16 protein-coding genes and 1 tRNA gene are annotated in these 16,005 nt (G+C 59.0%); 7 read left to right on the forward strand and 10 right to left on the reverse strand.

Annotated features, from left to right (window positions below):
* Nucleotides 1-21: 21 nt before the first annotated feature.
* Nucleotides 22-1,359, reverse strand: coding sequence for a dihydroorotase (locus FP2506_RS03610; protein WP_007066031.1), 1,338 nt, complete (start codon nt 1,357-1,359; stop codon nt 22-24).
* Nucleotides 1,360-1,469: 110 nt separating this feature from the next.
* Between FP2506_RS03610 and ygfZ the strand changes: the two genes are divergently transcribed.
* Genes ygfZ through FP2506_RS03625 form a run of 3 tightly spaced genes read left to right on the forward strand, consistent with a single transcriptional unit; the run spans nt 1,470 to nt 3,502 of the window.
* Nucleotides 1,470-2,324 carry a CAF17-like 4Fe-4S cluster assembly/insertion protein YgfZ gene (ygfZ, locus tag FP2506_RS03615; protein WP_007066032.1) on the forward strand — a complete coding sequence of 285 codons (855 nt, stop codon included), beginning with the start codon at nt 1,470-1,472 and terminating at the stop codon, nt 2,322-2,324.
* Between the two features lie 48 nt (nt 2,325-2,372).
* Nucleotides 2,373-2,990, forward strand: a complete 618-nt coding sequence (locus FP2506_RS03620) for a YfbR-like 5'-deoxynucleotidase (protein ID WP_007066033.1) — start codon at nt 2,373-2,375, stop codon at nt 2,988-2,990.
* On the forward strand, nt 2,987-3,502 hold the full coding sequence (locus tag FP2506_RS03625; RefSeq protein WP_007066034.1) for a tyrosine phosphatase family protein: 516 nt from the start codon (nt 2,987-2,989) through the stop codon (nt 3,500-3,502). Before FP2506_RS03620 ends, FP2506_RS03625 begins: the two co-directional genes overlap by 4 nt.
* Nucleotides 3,503-3,522: 20 nt before the next feature.
* Here the strand turns inward: FP2506_RS03625 and panB are convergent, their stop codons facing one another.
* Both panB and panC read right to left on the reverse strand, forming a co-directional pair.
* On the reverse strand, nt 3,523-4,341 hold the full coding sequence (gene panB, locus FP2506_RS03630) for a 3-methyl-2-oxobutanoate hydroxymethyltransferase (protein ID WP_007066035.1): 819 nt from the start codon (nt 4,339-4,341) through the stop codon (nt 3,523-3,525).
* Nucleotides 4,342-4,343: 2 nt separating this feature from the next.
* Nucleotides 4,344-5,216 (reverse strand): pantoate--beta-alanine ligase, encoded by an 873-nt coding sequence (panC, locus tag FP2506_RS03635; RefSeq protein WP_040488885.1) that lies wholly within the window; start codon nt 5,214-5,216, stop codon nt 4,344-4,346.
* A gap of 968 nt (nt 5,217-6,184) precedes the next feature.
* Here panC and FP2506_RS03640 point away from each other — a divergent pair.
* Nucleotides 6,185-6,484 carry a hypothetical protein gene (locus FP2506_RS03640; protein WP_156414004.1) on the forward strand — a complete coding sequence of 100 codons (300 nt, stop codon included), beginning with the start codon at nt 6,185-6,187 and terminating at the stop codon, nt 6,482-6,484.
* A 225-nt stretch (nt 6,485-6,709) separates the two neighbouring features.
* Here FP2506_RS03640 and infC read toward each other — a convergent pair whose 3' ends face one another.
* On the reverse strand, nt 6,710-7,249 hold the full coding sequence (gene infC, locus FP2506_RS03645) for a translation initiation factor IF-3 (protein WP_040489363.1): 540 nt from the start codon (nt 7,247-7,249) through the stop codon (nt 6,710-6,712).
* A 395-nt stretch (nt 7,250-7,644) separates the two neighbouring features.
* Here infC and FP2506_RS03650 point away from each other — a divergent pair.
* A tRNA-Thr gene (locus FP2506_RS03650) sits at nt 7,645-7,719 on the forward strand.
* 195 nt (nt 7,720-7,914) lie between these two features.
* Here FP2506_RS03650 and FP2506_RS17870 read toward each other — a convergent pair.
* The 5 genes from FP2506_RS17870 to FP2506_RS18285 form a co-directional block, all read right to left on the reverse strand.
* Nucleotides 7,915-8,688: a hypothetical protein gene (locus FP2506_RS17870; protein WP_148227457.1), complete on the reverse strand. Its 774-nt coding sequence runs from the start codon at nt 8,686-8,688 to the stop codon at nt 7,915-7,917.
* A gap of 250 nt (nt 8,689-8,938) precedes the next feature.
* On the reverse strand, nt 8,939-10,225 hold the full coding sequence (locus FP2506_RS03660; RefSeq protein ID WP_007066042.1) for a porin: 1,287 nt from the start codon (nt 10,223-10,225) through the stop codon (nt 8,939-8,941).
* A 469-nt stretch (nt 10,226-10,694) separates the two neighbouring features.
* On the reverse strand, nt 10,695-11,189 hold the full coding sequence (locus tag FP2506_RS03665) for a DUF3429 domain-containing protein (protein WP_007066043.1): 495 nt from the start codon (nt 11,187-11,189) through the stop codon (nt 10,695-10,697).
* A gap of 138 nt (nt 11,190-11,327) precedes the next feature.
* Nucleotides 11,328-12,080 (reverse strand): alpha/beta fold hydrolase, encoded by a 753-nt coding sequence (locus tag FP2506_RS03670; RefSeq protein WP_007066044.1) that lies wholly within the window; start codon nt 12,078-12,080, stop codon nt 11,328-11,330.
* A gap of 87 nt (nt 12,081-12,167) precedes the next feature.
* Nucleotides 12,168-12,326: a YqaE/Pmp3 family membrane protein gene (locus FP2506_RS18285; protein ID WP_007066045.1), complete on the reverse strand. Its 159-nt coding sequence runs from the start codon at nt 12,324-12,326 to the stop codon at nt 12,168-12,170.
* 50 nt (nt 12,327-12,376) lie between these two features.
* Here FP2506_RS18285 and FP2506_RS17875 point away from each other — a divergent pair, with 50 nt between their 5' ends.
* Nucleotides 12,377-13,015 carry a hypothetical protein gene (locus tag FP2506_RS17875; RefSeq protein ID WP_148227459.1) on the forward strand — a complete coding sequence of 213 codons (639 nt, stop codon included), beginning with the start codon at nt 12,377-12,379 and terminating at the stop codon, nt 13,013-13,015.
* An 86-nt stretch (nt 13,016-13,101) separates the two neighbouring features.
* On the opposite strand, the gene FP2506_RS03685 is transcribed toward FP2506_RS17875, so the two are convergent.
* A complete protein-coding gene (locus FP2506_RS03685; protein WP_007066047.1) occupies nt 13,102-13,782 on the reverse strand; it encodes an invasion associated locus B family protein in 681 nt (226 codons plus the stop codon).
* 200 nt (nt 13,783-13,982) lie between these two features.
* On the opposite strand from FP2506_RS03685, the gene FP2506_RS03690 reads away from it, so the two are divergent.
* Entirely contained in the window at nt 13,983-15,809 is a 1,827-nt protein-coding gene (locus tag FP2506_RS03690) for an extracellular solute-binding protein (RefSeq protein WP_007066048.1), read from the forward strand.
* Nucleotides 15,810-16,005 lie beyond the last annotated feature (196 nt).

Raw genomic sequence — 16,005 nt, forward strand, 5'->3', positions numbered from 1 at the left:
CGTTCCGGATCGAAAGCATCTTTAAGAAAGCGGTCTTAGTGTTTCGACGAACTCGGCCGGCTCGCCGGTCGACGGAATGGTGATCTCGCCTTCCCACATGACGCGCTTGCCGCGAACGACTGTGCCCACGGGCCAGCCTGTGACCCGGCGTTGATCATAGGGCGTCCACTGCGACTTCGAGCCGATCCAGCCATCGGTGATCGTCTGACGCCGATTAAGGTCGACGACTGTGAAGTCGGCATCGTAGCCAAGTGCGATCCGACCCTTCCGAGCGAGGCCGAAAATGCGCTGCGGGCCGGCCGAGGTCAGGTCGACGAAGCGTTGGATGGAAAGGCGCCCATTGGCGACGTGGTCGAGCATGATCGGCACCAGCGTCTGGACTCCTGTCATTCCCGAGGGTGATCCCGGATAAGCCATCGCCTTTTCATCGAGGGTGTGGGGGGCGTGGTCCGAGCCGAGTACGTCGATAACTCCGGACTGGATACCGCCCCAAATCGCCTCGCGGTGGCGGGTTTCGCGCACCGGCGGGTTCATCTGTATCTTGGTGCCGAGAGTTGCGTAGTCGTCCGCCGTCAGGGTGAGATGGTGCGGGGTCGCCTCGCAGGTGACGTTGCGCTTGCGGTTCGAGAGATAGGCAATCTCCTCGCCAGTCGAAATATGCAGGACGTGAATGCGCGCCCCGGTCTCCTCGGCGATGCCGACCAGACGGTCCGTGCACTGGACTGCTGCGTGGACGTCGCGCCAGATCGGATGGGAGGAGGGGTCGTTGTCGACCCTCATGCTCATCCGTTCGCGCAGACGATACTCGTCTTCGGAATGGAACGCGGCGCGGCGCCGGGTGTTCTTCAGGATCCGGCGCACACCCTCATCGTCCTCGACAAGTAGCTTTCCAGTGGAGGAGCCCATGAAGACCTTGATGCCAGCCGCGCCAGGAAGCCGTTCGAGTTCGGCGACGTCGGCCGCATTCTCGTGCGTGCCGCCCACCCAGAACGCGAAATCGCAATGCATGCGATGGCGGCCACGGCGGACCTTGTCCGCGAGCGCCTCCTCGCTGGTGGTCAGCGGATTGGTGTTCGGCATCTCGAAGACGCAGGTGACGCCGCCGAGGACAGCCGCCCGCGACCCGCTTTCGAGATCTTCCTTGTGCTCGTTGCCGGGCTCGCGGAAATGAACCTGGCTGTCGATGACGCCGGGAAGGACCGTCAGCCCAGTGCAGTCGATCACCTCGTCCGCCGTCGTCTCGTCAACGCTGCCGATAGCGGCGATCGTCCCGTCGAGAATACCGATGTCGCGTACGCCGATGCCGTCCTGATTTACGACAGTGCCGCTCTTCAGGATCATGTCGTAGATCGCGGTCATCGGCGTGCCCTCGCTTGTTTCCAGCCATTGTCGGGGATACCTAGGTGCCAGTTCGCAAACAAGAACCGGCATCGAAGCCCGGTCGCGACTTAGAAGATTTGAGACACAAAATGCCCTATGCTCAGCTCGAAGACAGAGCTGTCCTCCGCCTGAGCGGCAGCGATGCGGGGACGTTTCTCCAAAACCTCGTGACCGCCGAAACCGCCACGCTGCCGAAGGGCGTCGCCAGGCCCTCAGCACTCCTCACGCCTCAAGGCAAGATCCTGTTCGATTTTCTCGTCTCGAAGACCGAGGATGGATACCGCATCGAATGTGCTGCGGCGATTCGCGATGCGCTCGCCAAGCGCCTGACGCTCTACAAGCTTCGTGCTAAAGTCTTGGTCGAGCCCGCTGACGAGCCGGTCTTCGCGCTCTGGGAGGCGGGCGAGACGCCGAGCGGGGCCGTTCGCGACGAGCGCTTTGGCGGAGGCCCAGTCTACCGACTGTATGGCGAACCGACGGACGCGGGCGAGGCGGCAGATGCCGCGACGTTCCGAACCCTGCGCCTCCGATCGGGCGTCGCGGAAGCCGAGACTGATTTCCCGCAGGCCGACATGTTCCCGCATGACGTGCTGCTCGACCAAAACGGCGGCGTTTCTTTCAAAAAAGGCTGCTATGTCGGCCAGGAGGTCGTCTCGCGCATGCAGCATCGCGGGACCGCGCGCCGGCGACTGATGCTGGCAAGTGGCGAGCGCCACCTGACGGAGGGCGCGAACGTGACCAGCGGCGAAGCCAAGATCGGCACTCTGCTCGCTGCGAGCGAGCGCTTCGGCATCGCCGTCGTTAGGACTGACAAGCTGGCATCCATCCTCAAAAGCGGCGCAGCGCTTGCTATCGACGGGGTGCCGATCGAACTGACGATCCCCTCATGGGCGGGATATTCGCTGCCCACCTCGACGGCGGATGACGTTGCAGGCGAGGCTTAGGGCGTGGCGACACCTAAATCTCACCGTCCGACGCGTGTCTGGCAGCGCATGCTGTCGGGGCGCCGGCTCGATCTTCTCGATCCTTCGCCGCTCGATGTCGAGATCGCCGATATCGCCCATGGCCTTGCGCGTGTCGCACGCTGGAACGGCCAGACACTCGGCGATCATGCATTTTCCGTTGCTCAGCATTCCCTCATAGTCGAGGAAATCGTTGCGGCGAGCATCTCCGACCCGCGCTGGCGGCTTGCCGCGCTTCTGCACGATGCGCCCGAATACGTAATCGGCGACATGATTTCACCCTTCAAGGCGGTGCTCGGAATCGACTACAAAGCGGTGGAGCATCGGCTGCAGGCTGCGATTCATATTCGGTTCGGGTTGCCCCCCGAATTGCCATCGGCGATCGAGAAGCAAATCAAGGCGGCGGATAAAGTTTCGGCACGTGAGGAGGCTGTACGCCTCGCCGGCTTTTCCGTCGCCGAGGCGAACATGTTTTTCGGAGGCGTGACGGTCGACGCGGAGTTTGGGGAACGGTTCGAACCCAGCCCCGCGAAGGAGATGGAACTGGCATTTCTCGGTCGCTTCGAAACCCTCGATCTAGAACTGCGTGCCGGTAATTCCGAGCGTTTCTCAAATCATCGCCGCAGGTCAGGAGCTACTCCATCTTGAGTTATCTCGTCGTCTCCTCACTCGCCGAAATGGGTACGACCGTTGACACACACAGCGCGAGCGATCTCGTCACGCTGATCAACGCCGATACGCCAGTCTCGCGGCCCATGACGATCCCTGTCGAACGCCATCTCTTTCTTGGTTTCAATGACATCGTCGAGCCGGTCGAAGGCATGCTGCCACCGCAGGAAAGCCACGTGCGCGATCTCATTGGCTTCGGCAGTCGTTGGAGCCGGGAAAAACCGCTGGTCGTACATTGCTTTGCAGGGATCAGCCGCTCGACCGCCGCTGCCTACATCCTCGCTATGTCGATCAATCCAGATCTCGACGAACTCGCGCTCGCTAATGAGTTGCGGGCTCGCGCGCCGACCGCCACGCCTAATGCGCGCCTCGTGGGTTTCGCCGACACGATTCTCGAGCGAGAGGGCCGCATGGTGGAAGCGATCAAGTCAATCGGACGAGGTGCCGACGCGTTTTCCGGCACCCCGTTCATCTTGCCGCTCAAGCTCTGAAAAGAGCCGACCATTTCACTTCAGTCTCGTGGCTTGTAGACGTTGGCAGGGCCTGGGAATGCACGGCTGCGCACCTCCCGCGCATAGCTCGCGACGGCTTCGTCTACCGCCGCCCCGACCTCGCCGAAGCGCTTGACGAAGCGCGGCACCCGCGGCGTCAATCCGAGCATGTCCTCAAGGACGAGAATCTGGCCGTCGCAGGCATTGGACGCCCCGATACCGATGGTAGGGATCGCCAGCGCATCGGTAATTTCGACGGCTAGCGGTTCGATCACGCCTTCGACGACGACTGCGAAGGCGCCGGCTTCCTCGACCGCCTTCGCATCGCTCAAGATTTTTTTTCGGCTCTCCTCGTCGTGGCCTTGGCTTCGGAATCCGCCGAGGATGTTTACCGCCTGCGGCGTGAGTCCGATATGGGCGCAGACGGGAATGCCGCGCTCAGTCAGATGCCGGATGGTCGGGGCCATCGCGACTCCGCCTTCCAGCTTCACTGCCCCGCATCCGGTCTCGCCCAAAATGCGCGCCGCGCTTTCAAAGGCCATCTCTTCGCTGGCTTCGTAAGAGCCGAACGGCATGTCGACAATGACCAGTGCCTCCTTCGTGCCGCGAACGACAGAGGCGCCATGCATGATCATCATATCTAGGGAGACGGAGAGGGTCGATGCCATACCGTGCTCGACCATCCCTAGACTGTCCCCCACAAGCACGAAATCGGCATGGGGTTCGACGAGACGGGCGGTTACTGCGCTGTAGGCGGTGAGGCTCACGATAGGCTCGCCGCCCTTCATTGCACGGATGTCCGGTGCGGTCCGGCGTTTCGTTCTCGTTTCGGCGCTCATCCTCAAGTCTCCGACCGTGTCTTCCCCGAAGGAGGTTGCGCCTCGAACTGGTCGATCAAGAGCACCGGACCGAATTGCGCCGTGACGAGCATGACGACGCTCTCTTCACCGAATCGTTCGACGGGATGGAGAAGGCGGGCCGTGCGGATGTCCAGCGATCGAAGCGAAGCAAGTGGTTCACCCTCGATGATGGATCGCATAGCCGAGAGCACCGTCTCGGGTTCTCTTTCTCCCGCTTCGATCATCTTGCCGCCGTGCTTCAGGGCGCGATGGAGGACGAGCGAGGCTCGGCGGTTATCCGGATCGAGCCGGCTGTTTCGGGAGGAGAGGGCAAGTCCGTCCGCCTCTCGCACCGTAGGTACGCCGACGATCGTGATCGGGAAGGACAGATCGGCCACCATTCGGCGGATCAGGGCGAGCTGCTGAAAATCCTTCCGGCCGAAATAGGCACGATCGGGCTGAACGATGTTGAAGAGCTTGCAGACGACTGTCGCGACGCCCCGGAAATGGCCCGGGCGAACCGCGCCGATCAAATCGTCTCCGAGGGGTTCGACTGCGACATGGGTCTGAAGCGGCTCGGGATACATCTCGTCAGCGCTCGGCATGAAGACAACGTCGACGCCGCCTATTCTGCAAAGCTCCAGGTCTGCGTCTAACGTGCGCGGATAGCGTTCGAAGTCTTCGCCCTCACCAAACTGGGTCGGATTGACGAAGATTGAGACGACGAGGGTGTGGTCGGTAGCCCTAGCGTGGCGAATAAGCGCTTCGTGGCCAGCATGAAGAGCTCCCATCGTCGGCACAAGCCCAATCGATCGGCCAGAGCGCCTGCTGGTGAGAATGGACCTGAGGTCGTTGATACGTTCGCATATCTGCACGGCTTACCTGATCGTCAGTGCTCGCCGAGCTACGCCCCAACCGTTGAGATGGAAAGACCACTCTCATCCGACGCTGGCGTCGCTCGCTCGGCTTCTCTGCTCCTATAGCCTAATCGCACGGAGATACCACGGGGCCCTGGAAACTGCGTTCCAGCAGCAGGCGTTCAACTTCGCCTTGACCGACAATTGTCAGACTATCAAACTGAAATCCGGCTGTCCGGAATGTGAGTTTGTTGCCGATCGACTGACCAGTTTGCCACATTGTTTCGGCAGATCGTTCAGCGAGATATAAATAAACAACTAAAAATTGCGTAGAGTCGTTATTTAAGGTTGCATAATCATTATTTTTTGGAGTTCACTGGTCAGAAGCGCCTTGTCGGTTTTGGTGGATTATGGTTCTATGCCGATGGGGCGGATAGTGGTGAATTCTCATGCGAGTACCATTTCCGGGGTCCCCCGATCTTTACAGGCGTTTATTAGCATATTCTTCGATAGACCGATCGGGGTGGCAAACATTAATAGATAACCTGGAGTCCCGCTTCGACGGGCTCTCGGTAACGATCGACTCCGTACCGATGCCGACTGTCTACCGGTCGACATCGAAGTTCGCCGCTATGGGTGTTGTAGTACCCGGCGCTGGTCCCACTGTAGAACGGTCGGAAGAGGGGCTAACGCTTTTCTATTTCCGCGACAATGATCCTGCCGGCTGCATGTTCGAGCTCGCATGCGAGGGCGCTAGTGGACGGCTCCACCGTCTCCATCTCAGGTTCGAACATCGGAGCCGGGAAGCGTACCGGCCAGTTTTAGCCGCTTTTCTAGTCCGCATTCGAGTTGATGCGGAGAATGCTCTGCGTGCGGAAGATGATCAGGCAGCAATGCCTGTTGGCGCAAGAAAGCGTTTGGAGGGCCTCTGGAATCATCTGCCCTGCGGCGTCGCCCTCGTAGATGATCGCGCGAAGGTCCTCGTGATGAACACTGCGATGGAGCAGGTGCTCAGCCAACGGGACACGTTTTTTCCTCTCTGCTACGGCGACCTGGCGTCAGCTTTTGGTCGCCGCTCGCGCCGAAAGATCGACGATGTGATCGAACGCTTGTCAGGCAACGGGCATAACGCACTCTTCGGTCCCTACACCTTCAAGATCGGTTCTGTTGGCTTCGAAGCCAGGCGTGTCAGAGCCCAATCCGACTTCGACCCTGCTGTGTCACGACCGCATTTTATCGTAACGACACAGGGCAGCATTCAAGACAGCTGGAGTGCGATGCGCTAGTTCACCGACGGAATTTCGTATCTGACGTTTCTCATCAAGTCTTCCCTTTGAGGTGCATCAAGGTGCTACCGAACTTTCGTTCGCAGTCGGTCGTAGAAAAAGCGCATGGTGAACGGCCACCATGCGCTTTTCCGTGGAATTCGATTGGCCTTCGCTTTGTAACAGCCTCGACAACTCGTTCGAGGGCGAAGACAGTGGAGCCAGTCGCAGATTCCGAGCATCTCCTCAACTACGAGGCGCGAGTACCATCATCATTTGCCGCCCCTCGAGTTTAGGCTCGGCTTCCACTTTCGAAATCTCGTTGGTTTCCTCGCGAACACGATTGAGCAGCCGCATACCAAGTTCTTGGTGCGCCATTTCCCGTCCACGAAAACGAAGCGTGACCTTGACTTTGTCGCCGTCGTCGAAGAACCGCCGGACGGCCTTCATCTTCGTCTCGTAGTCGTGGTCGTCGATGTTGGGCCGCATCTTCACTTCCTTGACCTCGATGGTCTTCTGGCGCTTGCGCGCCTCTGCGGCCTTCTTCTGGTTCTCGTATTTCAGCTTGCCCAGATCGAGGATCTTACATACCGGAGGATTTGCGTTGGGCACGATCTCGACAAGATCGAGGCCAGCGTCTTCGGCAAGTGTTAGAGCCTCGCTCGTCGCAACTTGTCCGCGGTTCTCTCCCTCGGAATCGATGAGCTGTACCGTCGGAACGCGAATTTCGCGATTCGAGCGTGGCCCCTCCTTCTGGGCCGGCGGTGCACGGAATGGTCTGCGAATGGTCGTTGTCTCCGTATAATGGTCGAAAAAGGCGGTCTGGATGCCAAGGCATAGGTTAACGCGAAGGTTCCCGTCAAACACAGCAATGCATCCGGCATGATCGATACCGATCACACAGCTACGCTCATCTACTTAGCATGAAAACACGTCGTTTACACCCATAACCAGCCTGCAAACTCCCGCAGGTGTGGCCATTCCTGTCGCCAAAACGGCCTGAACGGCCGCTTGCTGTATGGCTATCCCTGTTTGAGAAATTTAGCTCTTGACTGCGAAGCCCAAAATGCCGAGACACACGCCAGCGGTCTCCTGCCAGATATTCGGTAATTGTAGACTCGGAAATGGCCTGTCTGAAACCTCTTCCGGATAGGCTTCATCGTATCGCCCACGAGGCCCATGCTGCCGTAGCTCAGGGGTAGAGCACTCCCTTGGTAAGGGAGAGGCCGAGAGTTCAAATCTCTCCGGCAGCACCATTTTCAAGGCTTTTGGAACTGATCGGCAGTTGCTTCGCCTAGACGCTCCTCTATAACGCGTCGCCGGAGATCTTTGCGTTGCTCGGCGGCCGGCAGCCCGTTGCAGTTATATCGGCAGATAAGAGACGTTGAGAACGGAACGGCGTCGGAAAAGCCGACAATTGCGACCGCCCTCTAATCGCCTCGAATGAGCGTCTATCGCGTGAGGAGGCCGATTGCTTGGCGAACCCAGCCTTCCTTCTCAATACGTCCTGGCTCGCAGCCGAGTGCGTTTTCGATCCAGGCAACCTGTGATCCCGTCCAACCTGCAATCTGTTCGATGTGGAAGACGCCGATATCGTAGAGCAGACGTTCAAGGGATGGGCCAATTCCATCGATATTGGTGAGTGAGTCCGGAGCCTTCCCTTCGCGCGGCGCCGCTAGGAGCTGAGGCTCGGCCCCAACAGGAACGCTCCCGCTGAGCTGTGCGTCGTCCAACTGCGCTTTTGCGGTTGTATTCCCTCCGTCTCCGGTCATCGTCATGGACGGTGTCGCTTGAACCGGGTCGTTGTCGAGCGGACGCCCGTTCGAGGAACGCTGGCCTTTCTCCAGCCGTATCACGTCCACGGAAATCGTGCTGCCTCCGAAGCTGGCGAATTTAGCCCTGCTGAGGGGCGGAGCGCTCTTGCCCAGCTTGATCTTCGGCGTCCAGGTCGAGTGCATCGCTTTGATACGCTTGCGTTCGGCTTCGCGTTCGGCCTCGGTCCTGGAGAGATGCTTGTAGTCTAGAGTGCGAAAATCGTGACGATATGCTTGCCCTTTATGCTTGTTCTCAAGAGGGTCGTCGTCGGCGGCTTCGCGGGCCGGAACACGCGACTTCAGTGAATTGAACAGTTTCTGGTCAGCCACCGGGCCGGGATCCCAATCATTCGCCGCAGGTGAGGCGCCAATCCGGCCCTTTCTGGAAACGTCGTCGTCGGAGTTCGTCATATGGACCTCGCCAATCGTGACATCTAGAGCCACCGCCCATTGTAATGAGCGAGTACGTCTCGCGTGCACTGCACAATTTTCGAATTCGCTTATAGCTTCCGGAGCCGCCTTCGGCAAATGCGAGCATTCTCGGGCTCTGAATCTCTCTTAAGACACGAGCAGGCAAATAGAATTGCGAAAGAGATAGGGACGACAAAAAAAGGGCCCGGCCGAAGCCGAGCCCTTCCTAAATGCTGTTCTAATCGAAGGATTAGAAGTTCCGCTGGAAGCGAAGGAAGCCAGCGGTCTGATCGATCTCGTTGTCGACGAAGCCGTTGCGGCCGTCGATGTCGAGGTTGGTGTAGGAAACTTCCGCAAGCATGTCGAAGTTGTTGGTGATTTCATAACCAACGTTACCAACGAGCTTGTAGAAGTCCGATTCGCCAGTCCGGATACGATCGAACGGAGCAACGGTCTGGACGGAGAAGGTGTCGAACACCTCACCGTACACACCAGCAACGGCGACGCCGAGCTTACCGAAGCTCTGGGAGTAGCCAGCGCCGATCTGCCATTCGACCGGCACGTTACCGAAGGCGGTGTTGAGGTTGTTGACCGGAGCGATCGAAGTGCTGAACAAGCCGATCGTCGAGTAGGTCGAAGGATCGAAAGCGTAGGAACCTTCGAACTTCAGCTCGGAGTCGTCGGCGATCAGGTTTTCAAGCGACAGGTTCGCTTTCAGAACGAACGCATCTTCGCTGACGTTCGGACCGAAGGTGGCAACGCCAGGAACGGCCGGAACCGCAGGGAGAGCACCGATTGCCGGAATCGCGGGAATGAACGGCGAAACCAGGACGGGTCCAGCCAGACCACCGGCACCGAACGGGACCGACTCTTCGTAGACACCGTAAAGATTGAAGCCGCCGAAGCCGCCCGAATAGCCGAGCTTACCGACTACGTTCGGAGCGAAATCGCCGCTGACGTCGTCTTCGAGCGAGATGGACGCAGCAAGGCCACCAGCAGCGAAGGTGTAGGAAACGCGGTTGACTTCGAAGTCGCCGACCGGAAGGTCGGTATCGGTTGCGAAGCCGTCGCCTTCCGTCCACAGCGAATCGAGGTAGCCCATGGTGAGGCCGCCGAGCTGGATGTAGGCGTTGTCGGCATCGAAGTTGCCGTCGAAGCCGTAGGAGCTCATCGAGTTGTTCTCGAGAGTCATGTAGGCGCGGAGCGTGCCGAGCTCGGTTTCTTCGCGAACGTCGAAGTTGAGGTGGATTTCGGTACCGAAACCGGCCGTGTAGTCATCCCCTTCGTTGTTGACGAGGAAGTCGTTCCCGAAGCTATCTTCGATCGGGCCGTTCACCGTGTACTGGAAACGGAGGAAGCCGCTGATCGACATGCACGTTTCCGTGCCTGGGATGTAGTGGAAGCCGGTGCCGTAAACGTCGCAGACGCGGACGTATTCAACAGGCTCGGCCATCGGTACGATGACGTCCGCTGCGCGGGCGCCGGTGACTGCGACGAGGGCCGCAGCGGAGCCGAGAAGAAGGCTCTTAATGTTCATGTCCTGACCTCCAGTCATATTTTAGATGGGTTGGGGCATATCCTTGAGGTTTCCCCTCTCTACCCGTCCCTACGAAAGCCAGCGCGATTTGTCCCCGCGGTCTTTCTGGGGTCGACAATATCCATCCATCCTCTCCGCGCAATTACAGAAATGCCACACCGAACCCAAACAGGCCGTACGGACACACCCTGTTGCATAGAGAGCACAATTTTGGAAACCACTCGTTAACGGTTGTGGCGGGAATGGGCTGAAACCACGTCTTAACCGCGGTATTGAGGGCTGAAGCGATCGTCGCTGCGCTTCCGCGGAAGCATTTTGGTATGCGGCTGGCGCGGCAACGGCTGTCGGCTTCGCTTCGTTGGTAGAATTCGAAGCATAAAGCGCTTGAAGAGATGCCAGCTTACGGCTCGCTCTGGCCGAGGCCTCAAATCTTCGTCGAGATCTGTTCTGTCCGTTCCAAAATTCGAAGTCAGAATGTTCGGAGGAAGACGCCGGTATGGCAGATCACGACGACGAGCGTCAGGACGAGCCGGAGCCGGCCGAACCACGAAGGTAGCTTGCCACGTCGCACGGAAATGAGGTCCCACGCGCCTTGGGCGGCGAAGCTGAGAGCAAAGCCGGCGAAAGCATAAGGCGCTGACACCATGACTAGAACCCAGCCGGCCAGCGAGGGTAGGACAGAGAGGATTAACTCATGCCGTTGGTGGCCCGTTGGCCTTAGACCGAACCCCCATCTAATTCCGCCCAGAAAGGCTAAGATTGTCGCCGAATAGGCGTTTAGCGCAAGGACGATCGTCGCATACGCGATTGTCGAGTTTCCACCGTAGATGAGGACGCCCGACAGGAGCACGAAAGGCAGCAATCCACCGAGACCGAGCACCCAGGCCGTTCGAATCGGGGTCGTTTGCTTCTCGCCACCTCGTTCCGCAATGGCTTCATCGGATCTGCTGTGCGCGCTCGACATGTTAGTGCAAGATCGGTTGCCGATTGGAGGTTTCAAGGCGTTGAAGAACGAAGAAGCGCGGCGAATCATCCGCCCATTGGCGCTCCGTGTGCCCTGTAAGGCCGATTGGTCGTGCCAACTGCCGCTCGGTGCGGTAAGTCAGGTTAAAAGAAACTCCAGCACCGCTGACTTGAACGCCTTATCGCCGACCGCCAACATGTGGTCGCGGTTCGGTATTGTCAGCGCTTGAGCTTTGGGCATCAGTGCGGCCAGTCGATCGGGAGATCCTGCGATCTCGTCCTTCGAACCGACGCCGATCAGTGTCTGCGCTTCGATCCTGCCGACATCTTCTTCGGTCAGTTCTTGGCGCGAATGCGCGATGCAGGCCGCAAGCGCTTCGCGGTCGCTCTTCGTCCTGTCCGCGAACGCCCTGAACATCTGGCCTCGTGGATCGTCGACGTCGTCGATAGACGGCGCGCGGAGAGCCTTTGCGATCGGGTCCCAATCTCCAACGCCCGAGACGAGCCCATAGCCGAGGCCACCGAGGATAAGTTTGTCGATTGTCTCGGGGCGGGCGAGGGCGGCAAAGGCACAGACCCGCGCGCCCATCGAGTAGCCGAAGAAGACGGTAGACTTCACGTCGAGATGGTCCAGAAGACCAAATGCATCCTCAGCCATTTTGGTCGGCGTATAAGCGGCTTCGTCGGTAGGCTTGTCGCTGGCGCCGTGACCGCGATGATCAAAGGCGATAGTCCGGTAGCCAGCGCCCGTGAGTGTTTCGATCCAACCCGGATCGATCCAGTTGAACTTGATCGAGGATGCAAACCCGTGAACAAGCAGGACAGCCTGACCAGAGACCGGTCCCTCATCGATGTAATTCAGATTCAGATGCTCGCGCTCGAAGCTCGGCAATTGAGAACCCTTTCAACGAAAAACCCGGCTTGGTGAGCCGGGCTCATCACGTTATCGAAGCGGACTGCGGCCCGCATGTTCGCTGGCTTAGTATCTCCCAATCACCCAGATCGCGTGAATCACGCCAGGAATGAAGCCGAGGAGGGTCAGAAGGATATTGATCCAGAAATGCTTGCCCAGCCCGACCTGCAGAAATACGCCTAGTGGGGGAAGTATGATAGCGCAGATGATCCTGATGATGTCCATGCCCGTAATGCTCCTGTTGAAAATGTGACTATCGGTCGAGGCAACGTGGCTTGGTCTGGGTCGTTCCGGATCTGGAATGGGAAGTGCGGAGGAAGCCATTAACTTCAGAGAACTTTCTCGTGCAGTCCATTCAAGGCGCATCTGTTAACGAACGACAGGGATTACGAATGAGGTCTTTTAACCCCGCCGCCGCCGGTGCAATTCTTTTCGCCCTGGCAATGCCCAGCCACGGACACGCCCAGGATCAAGCCTATCTCAAGCGTTATGGCGGTGATTGGGAAGGAGGCGGCCGTGTTCAAATCGAGCAGCTCCCGAAACCCGTTGACGTCTCCTGTGAGACGGCTGGAACGGTCGAGACAGCGAACGAGTTCAAGCTCGCCGGTGAATGCTCGGCCATGCTCGTTCTCAGCAATGATATAGGCGCTGAATTGAAGGTCGATCCGAAAACCGGCGAATACAGCGGCGTCTACACGGGTTCCAAAAGCGGTCCAGCGACATTGCTAGGCACTCGAAATGGCGACCGCCTTGAGCTGGAAGTCACCTGGAACAAGGTGATCTATGACGACGACACTGCACGGATGACAATCGAGAACGAAGGTGAAGGCCAATTCCTGATGACCGTTACCGAAAGGATCGACGGCGAAGACGTCGTCGTTTCCGACCTCACGTTCGAGCGGCAGGGCGGTTAGCGGGGGGCGGGCAACAATCCGCCCCACTATAGGAACAATACGCCGCTGTCGTACGATCTTGGGTCGCCTCGAGCAACATTCAGGTATTACTGAGAGGCGGCTTCACCACCTTCGCCATCGGCATTCTTCGCAGCGTTCTGAGCCGCCTCGAACCTTTTGCGGCGATCCTCGGCCTGCTTCTGAAGGGCTTCGTTGAGCTCGCGTTGACGCGAAGCAATTTCCGAAGCGTCCTTCGGGTCTCCGTCGTAAGCGGCCGTAAAGCCGGAGAGTGTGATCGGCACGGGGTTCGGCTGGCGCTGGAAGTTGATCGAAGTGACATTCATCTGTTGACCGCGCTTCATCTTGCTGACGAGGTCGCCAGTCAACTCGGCCTCGGCGATGCACCGGTCCTGGAAGCAGACCGAATAGTTCAATGTCACCGGGGTGGAATCATCGATTTTTACCTGAACGCCGGCTGGTATGACCCGGCCCGTCGGCACCACGGCCTGGACGACCTTTTGGTTGACCTGGCCCGACACCTCGATGAGGTTCAATGCGGTGATCAATTGGCGAGTATCGGCGACCAGCGTGAACTGGGTGTTGCAGATGTCGTTTTCACCCTGCTTAGAGCAGACTTTGAACCATTCGCCCGGAACCGTCTGAAGTTGCTGGCCTGAACCCGCACCGGCGCCGGGTGCGCGCTGTTGTTGTGCCTGTGCTTCGCCGGCAAAGGCTGCTGCGCCGATAAAAGCAGCGGCAATCGTGAGTGACGAGTAATGGCGTTGCATCAATAAGGAGCCTCTATTCCTTCAAGCCTGAACAGATCGGCCTACGATCGGATCATGTTGACCGGATTTTTAACGGGCCGTCCCGTCTGACGCAAATAAGGCCAATTGAAGACTTACTGGCGCCTCTGGACGTACCGAGGGCTATGCAGATCTGAGGCTCATTCTGACGCATCGCCCGCCAGTTGACGGAGACTGACTGAATGCGCATGCCCTTTGCCGTTGGCACCATCGCTGCTATCGCGCTCATCACTTCCAGCATTACGCCAATTGCCGCCTGGGCCGAGCCTTCCCACGCGATCGCGATGCAGGGCGAGCCGGCGCTTCCGGCCGATTTTCAGCATCTACCCTTCGTCAATCCGGACGCACGCCAGGGCGGAACGATGCGCTACGGGGTCTACGGCAGCTTCGACAACCTCAATCCGGTGATCGTGCGCGGCGCGCTCACGACGGCCCGCGGTATCTGGTTCGACCGGCAGTTCGGAAATCTCGTCTTCGAGCCTCTCATGCAGCGCTCTCCCGACGAGCCTTTCACCATGTACGGGCTTCTTGCCGAAACGGTGGAGACGGATCCGGAGCGCAGCTTCGTCGAGTTTCGGCTTAATCCGGACGCCAAATTCTCCGATGGCAAGCCAGTTCGCCCCGAAGACGTCCTATTCACCATCGATATGCTACGCGAGCACGGTCGGCCCTTCTATGCAAACTGGCTGCGCCCGGCGACGACGATCGAGAAGGTCGGCGACCACGGCATCCGCTTCACCTTCGACGAGACTGCAGATCGCGAGACGCCGCTTTTGATCTCCGGCCTGCCCGTGTTGCCGGAGCATGCCTTTGACCGCGAGACCTTCGAGCGCACGACGCTCAAGCCCGTCATCGGATCGGGTCCCTATGTCATCGACGACGTGCGTCCCGGCCAGCAGATCACCTATAGGAAGAATCCGGACTATTGGGGCGCAGATCTGCCCATCAAGCAGGGCTACGACAACTACGAGACCATCGTCATCGACTACTACCGAGACTCCAACGCGCAATTCGAGGCTTTCAAGAAGGGCAACAGCTTCGTCTACTTAGAGGGCGATCCGGCTCATTGGCGCACCGCCTACGATTTTCCGGCCGTTGCCGACGGCCGCGTCGTTAAGGAGACCTTCGAGACCGGCGCTCCATCCAACATGCTCGGCTTCGTTTTCAACACCCGCCGCGACAAGTTTGCAGATCGCAACGTGCGGCGGGCGCTCGCGATGCTGTTCGATTTCGAATGGGCTAACGAGAACCTTTACTACGGCGCCTACCAACGCACCGCGTCCTTCTTCCAGAATTCAGAACTGTCGTCCGCCGGTATCCCGGCGAGCGAAGCCGAAAAAGCGCTGCTCGAGCCCTATCCGGACGCGGTCTCGTCCGACGTAATGGACGGTAGCTACGAGCCGACGGTCTCGGACGGATCGGGCGCGGACCGCACGGTCCTGCGGGAAGCGCTTCGGCTTCTGAAGGAGGCCGGCTACGATTTTCAGGGCCGCACCTTGGTGGGAGAGGGTGGCAGGCCGCTGTCTTTTGAGATTCTAACGCAGTCGCCTGAACAGGAGCGCATGGCCCTCGCTTTTCAACGCACCCTGTCGCGCCTCGGCATCGAGGTGTCCATCCGCACGGTCGACGATTCGCAGTATCAGGCGCGCAAAAACGCCTACGACTTCGATCTGATCATCACCACCTACAGCGCCTCGCTCTCACCCGGCGCCGAACAGGTAAACCGCTGGGGCTCCGATTCCCGAGACATCGAAGGTTTCTACAACTTCGCAGGAACGGCCGATCCGGCGATCGACGCGCTCATCAAGGCCATGGTCTCGGCACGCTCACGCGAGGATTTCGTCACCGCAGTCAGAGCCTATGACCGGGTTCTCGTCTCCGGTCATTACGTCATCCCGCTGTTCCATCTGCCGGAGCAGAGGCTCGCCCGTTGGAGCTTCATCAAACATCCGGAGACGACACCGCTCTACGGCTATCAGCTTCCTAGTTTCTGGCGCGAAGAAAACTGATTTTGGCTGAATTTGTCCTGAGCAACAGCCGGTGAGGATCGTTCGGGAAGTTTGGCAAAACTGTCGAGTTCGAAGCTTATGCGCCGTAGGTCTGACTTGCAGCGAGGCACGCCGGGGTCACAGCAAGGCTTTCGGTTCTTATTCGTTGCAATGGCGCGATTGATGCGGGGCCGGAGCGTCGCTCGAAGCACATGTC

The sequence above is a fragment of the Fulvimarina pelagi HTCC2506 genome (genome assembly GCF_000153705.1).
In the GTDB taxonomy this organism is placed as follows: domain Bacteria; phylum Pseudomonadota; class Alphaproteobacteria; order Rhizobiales; family Rhizobiaceae; genus Fulvimarina; species Fulvimarina pelagi.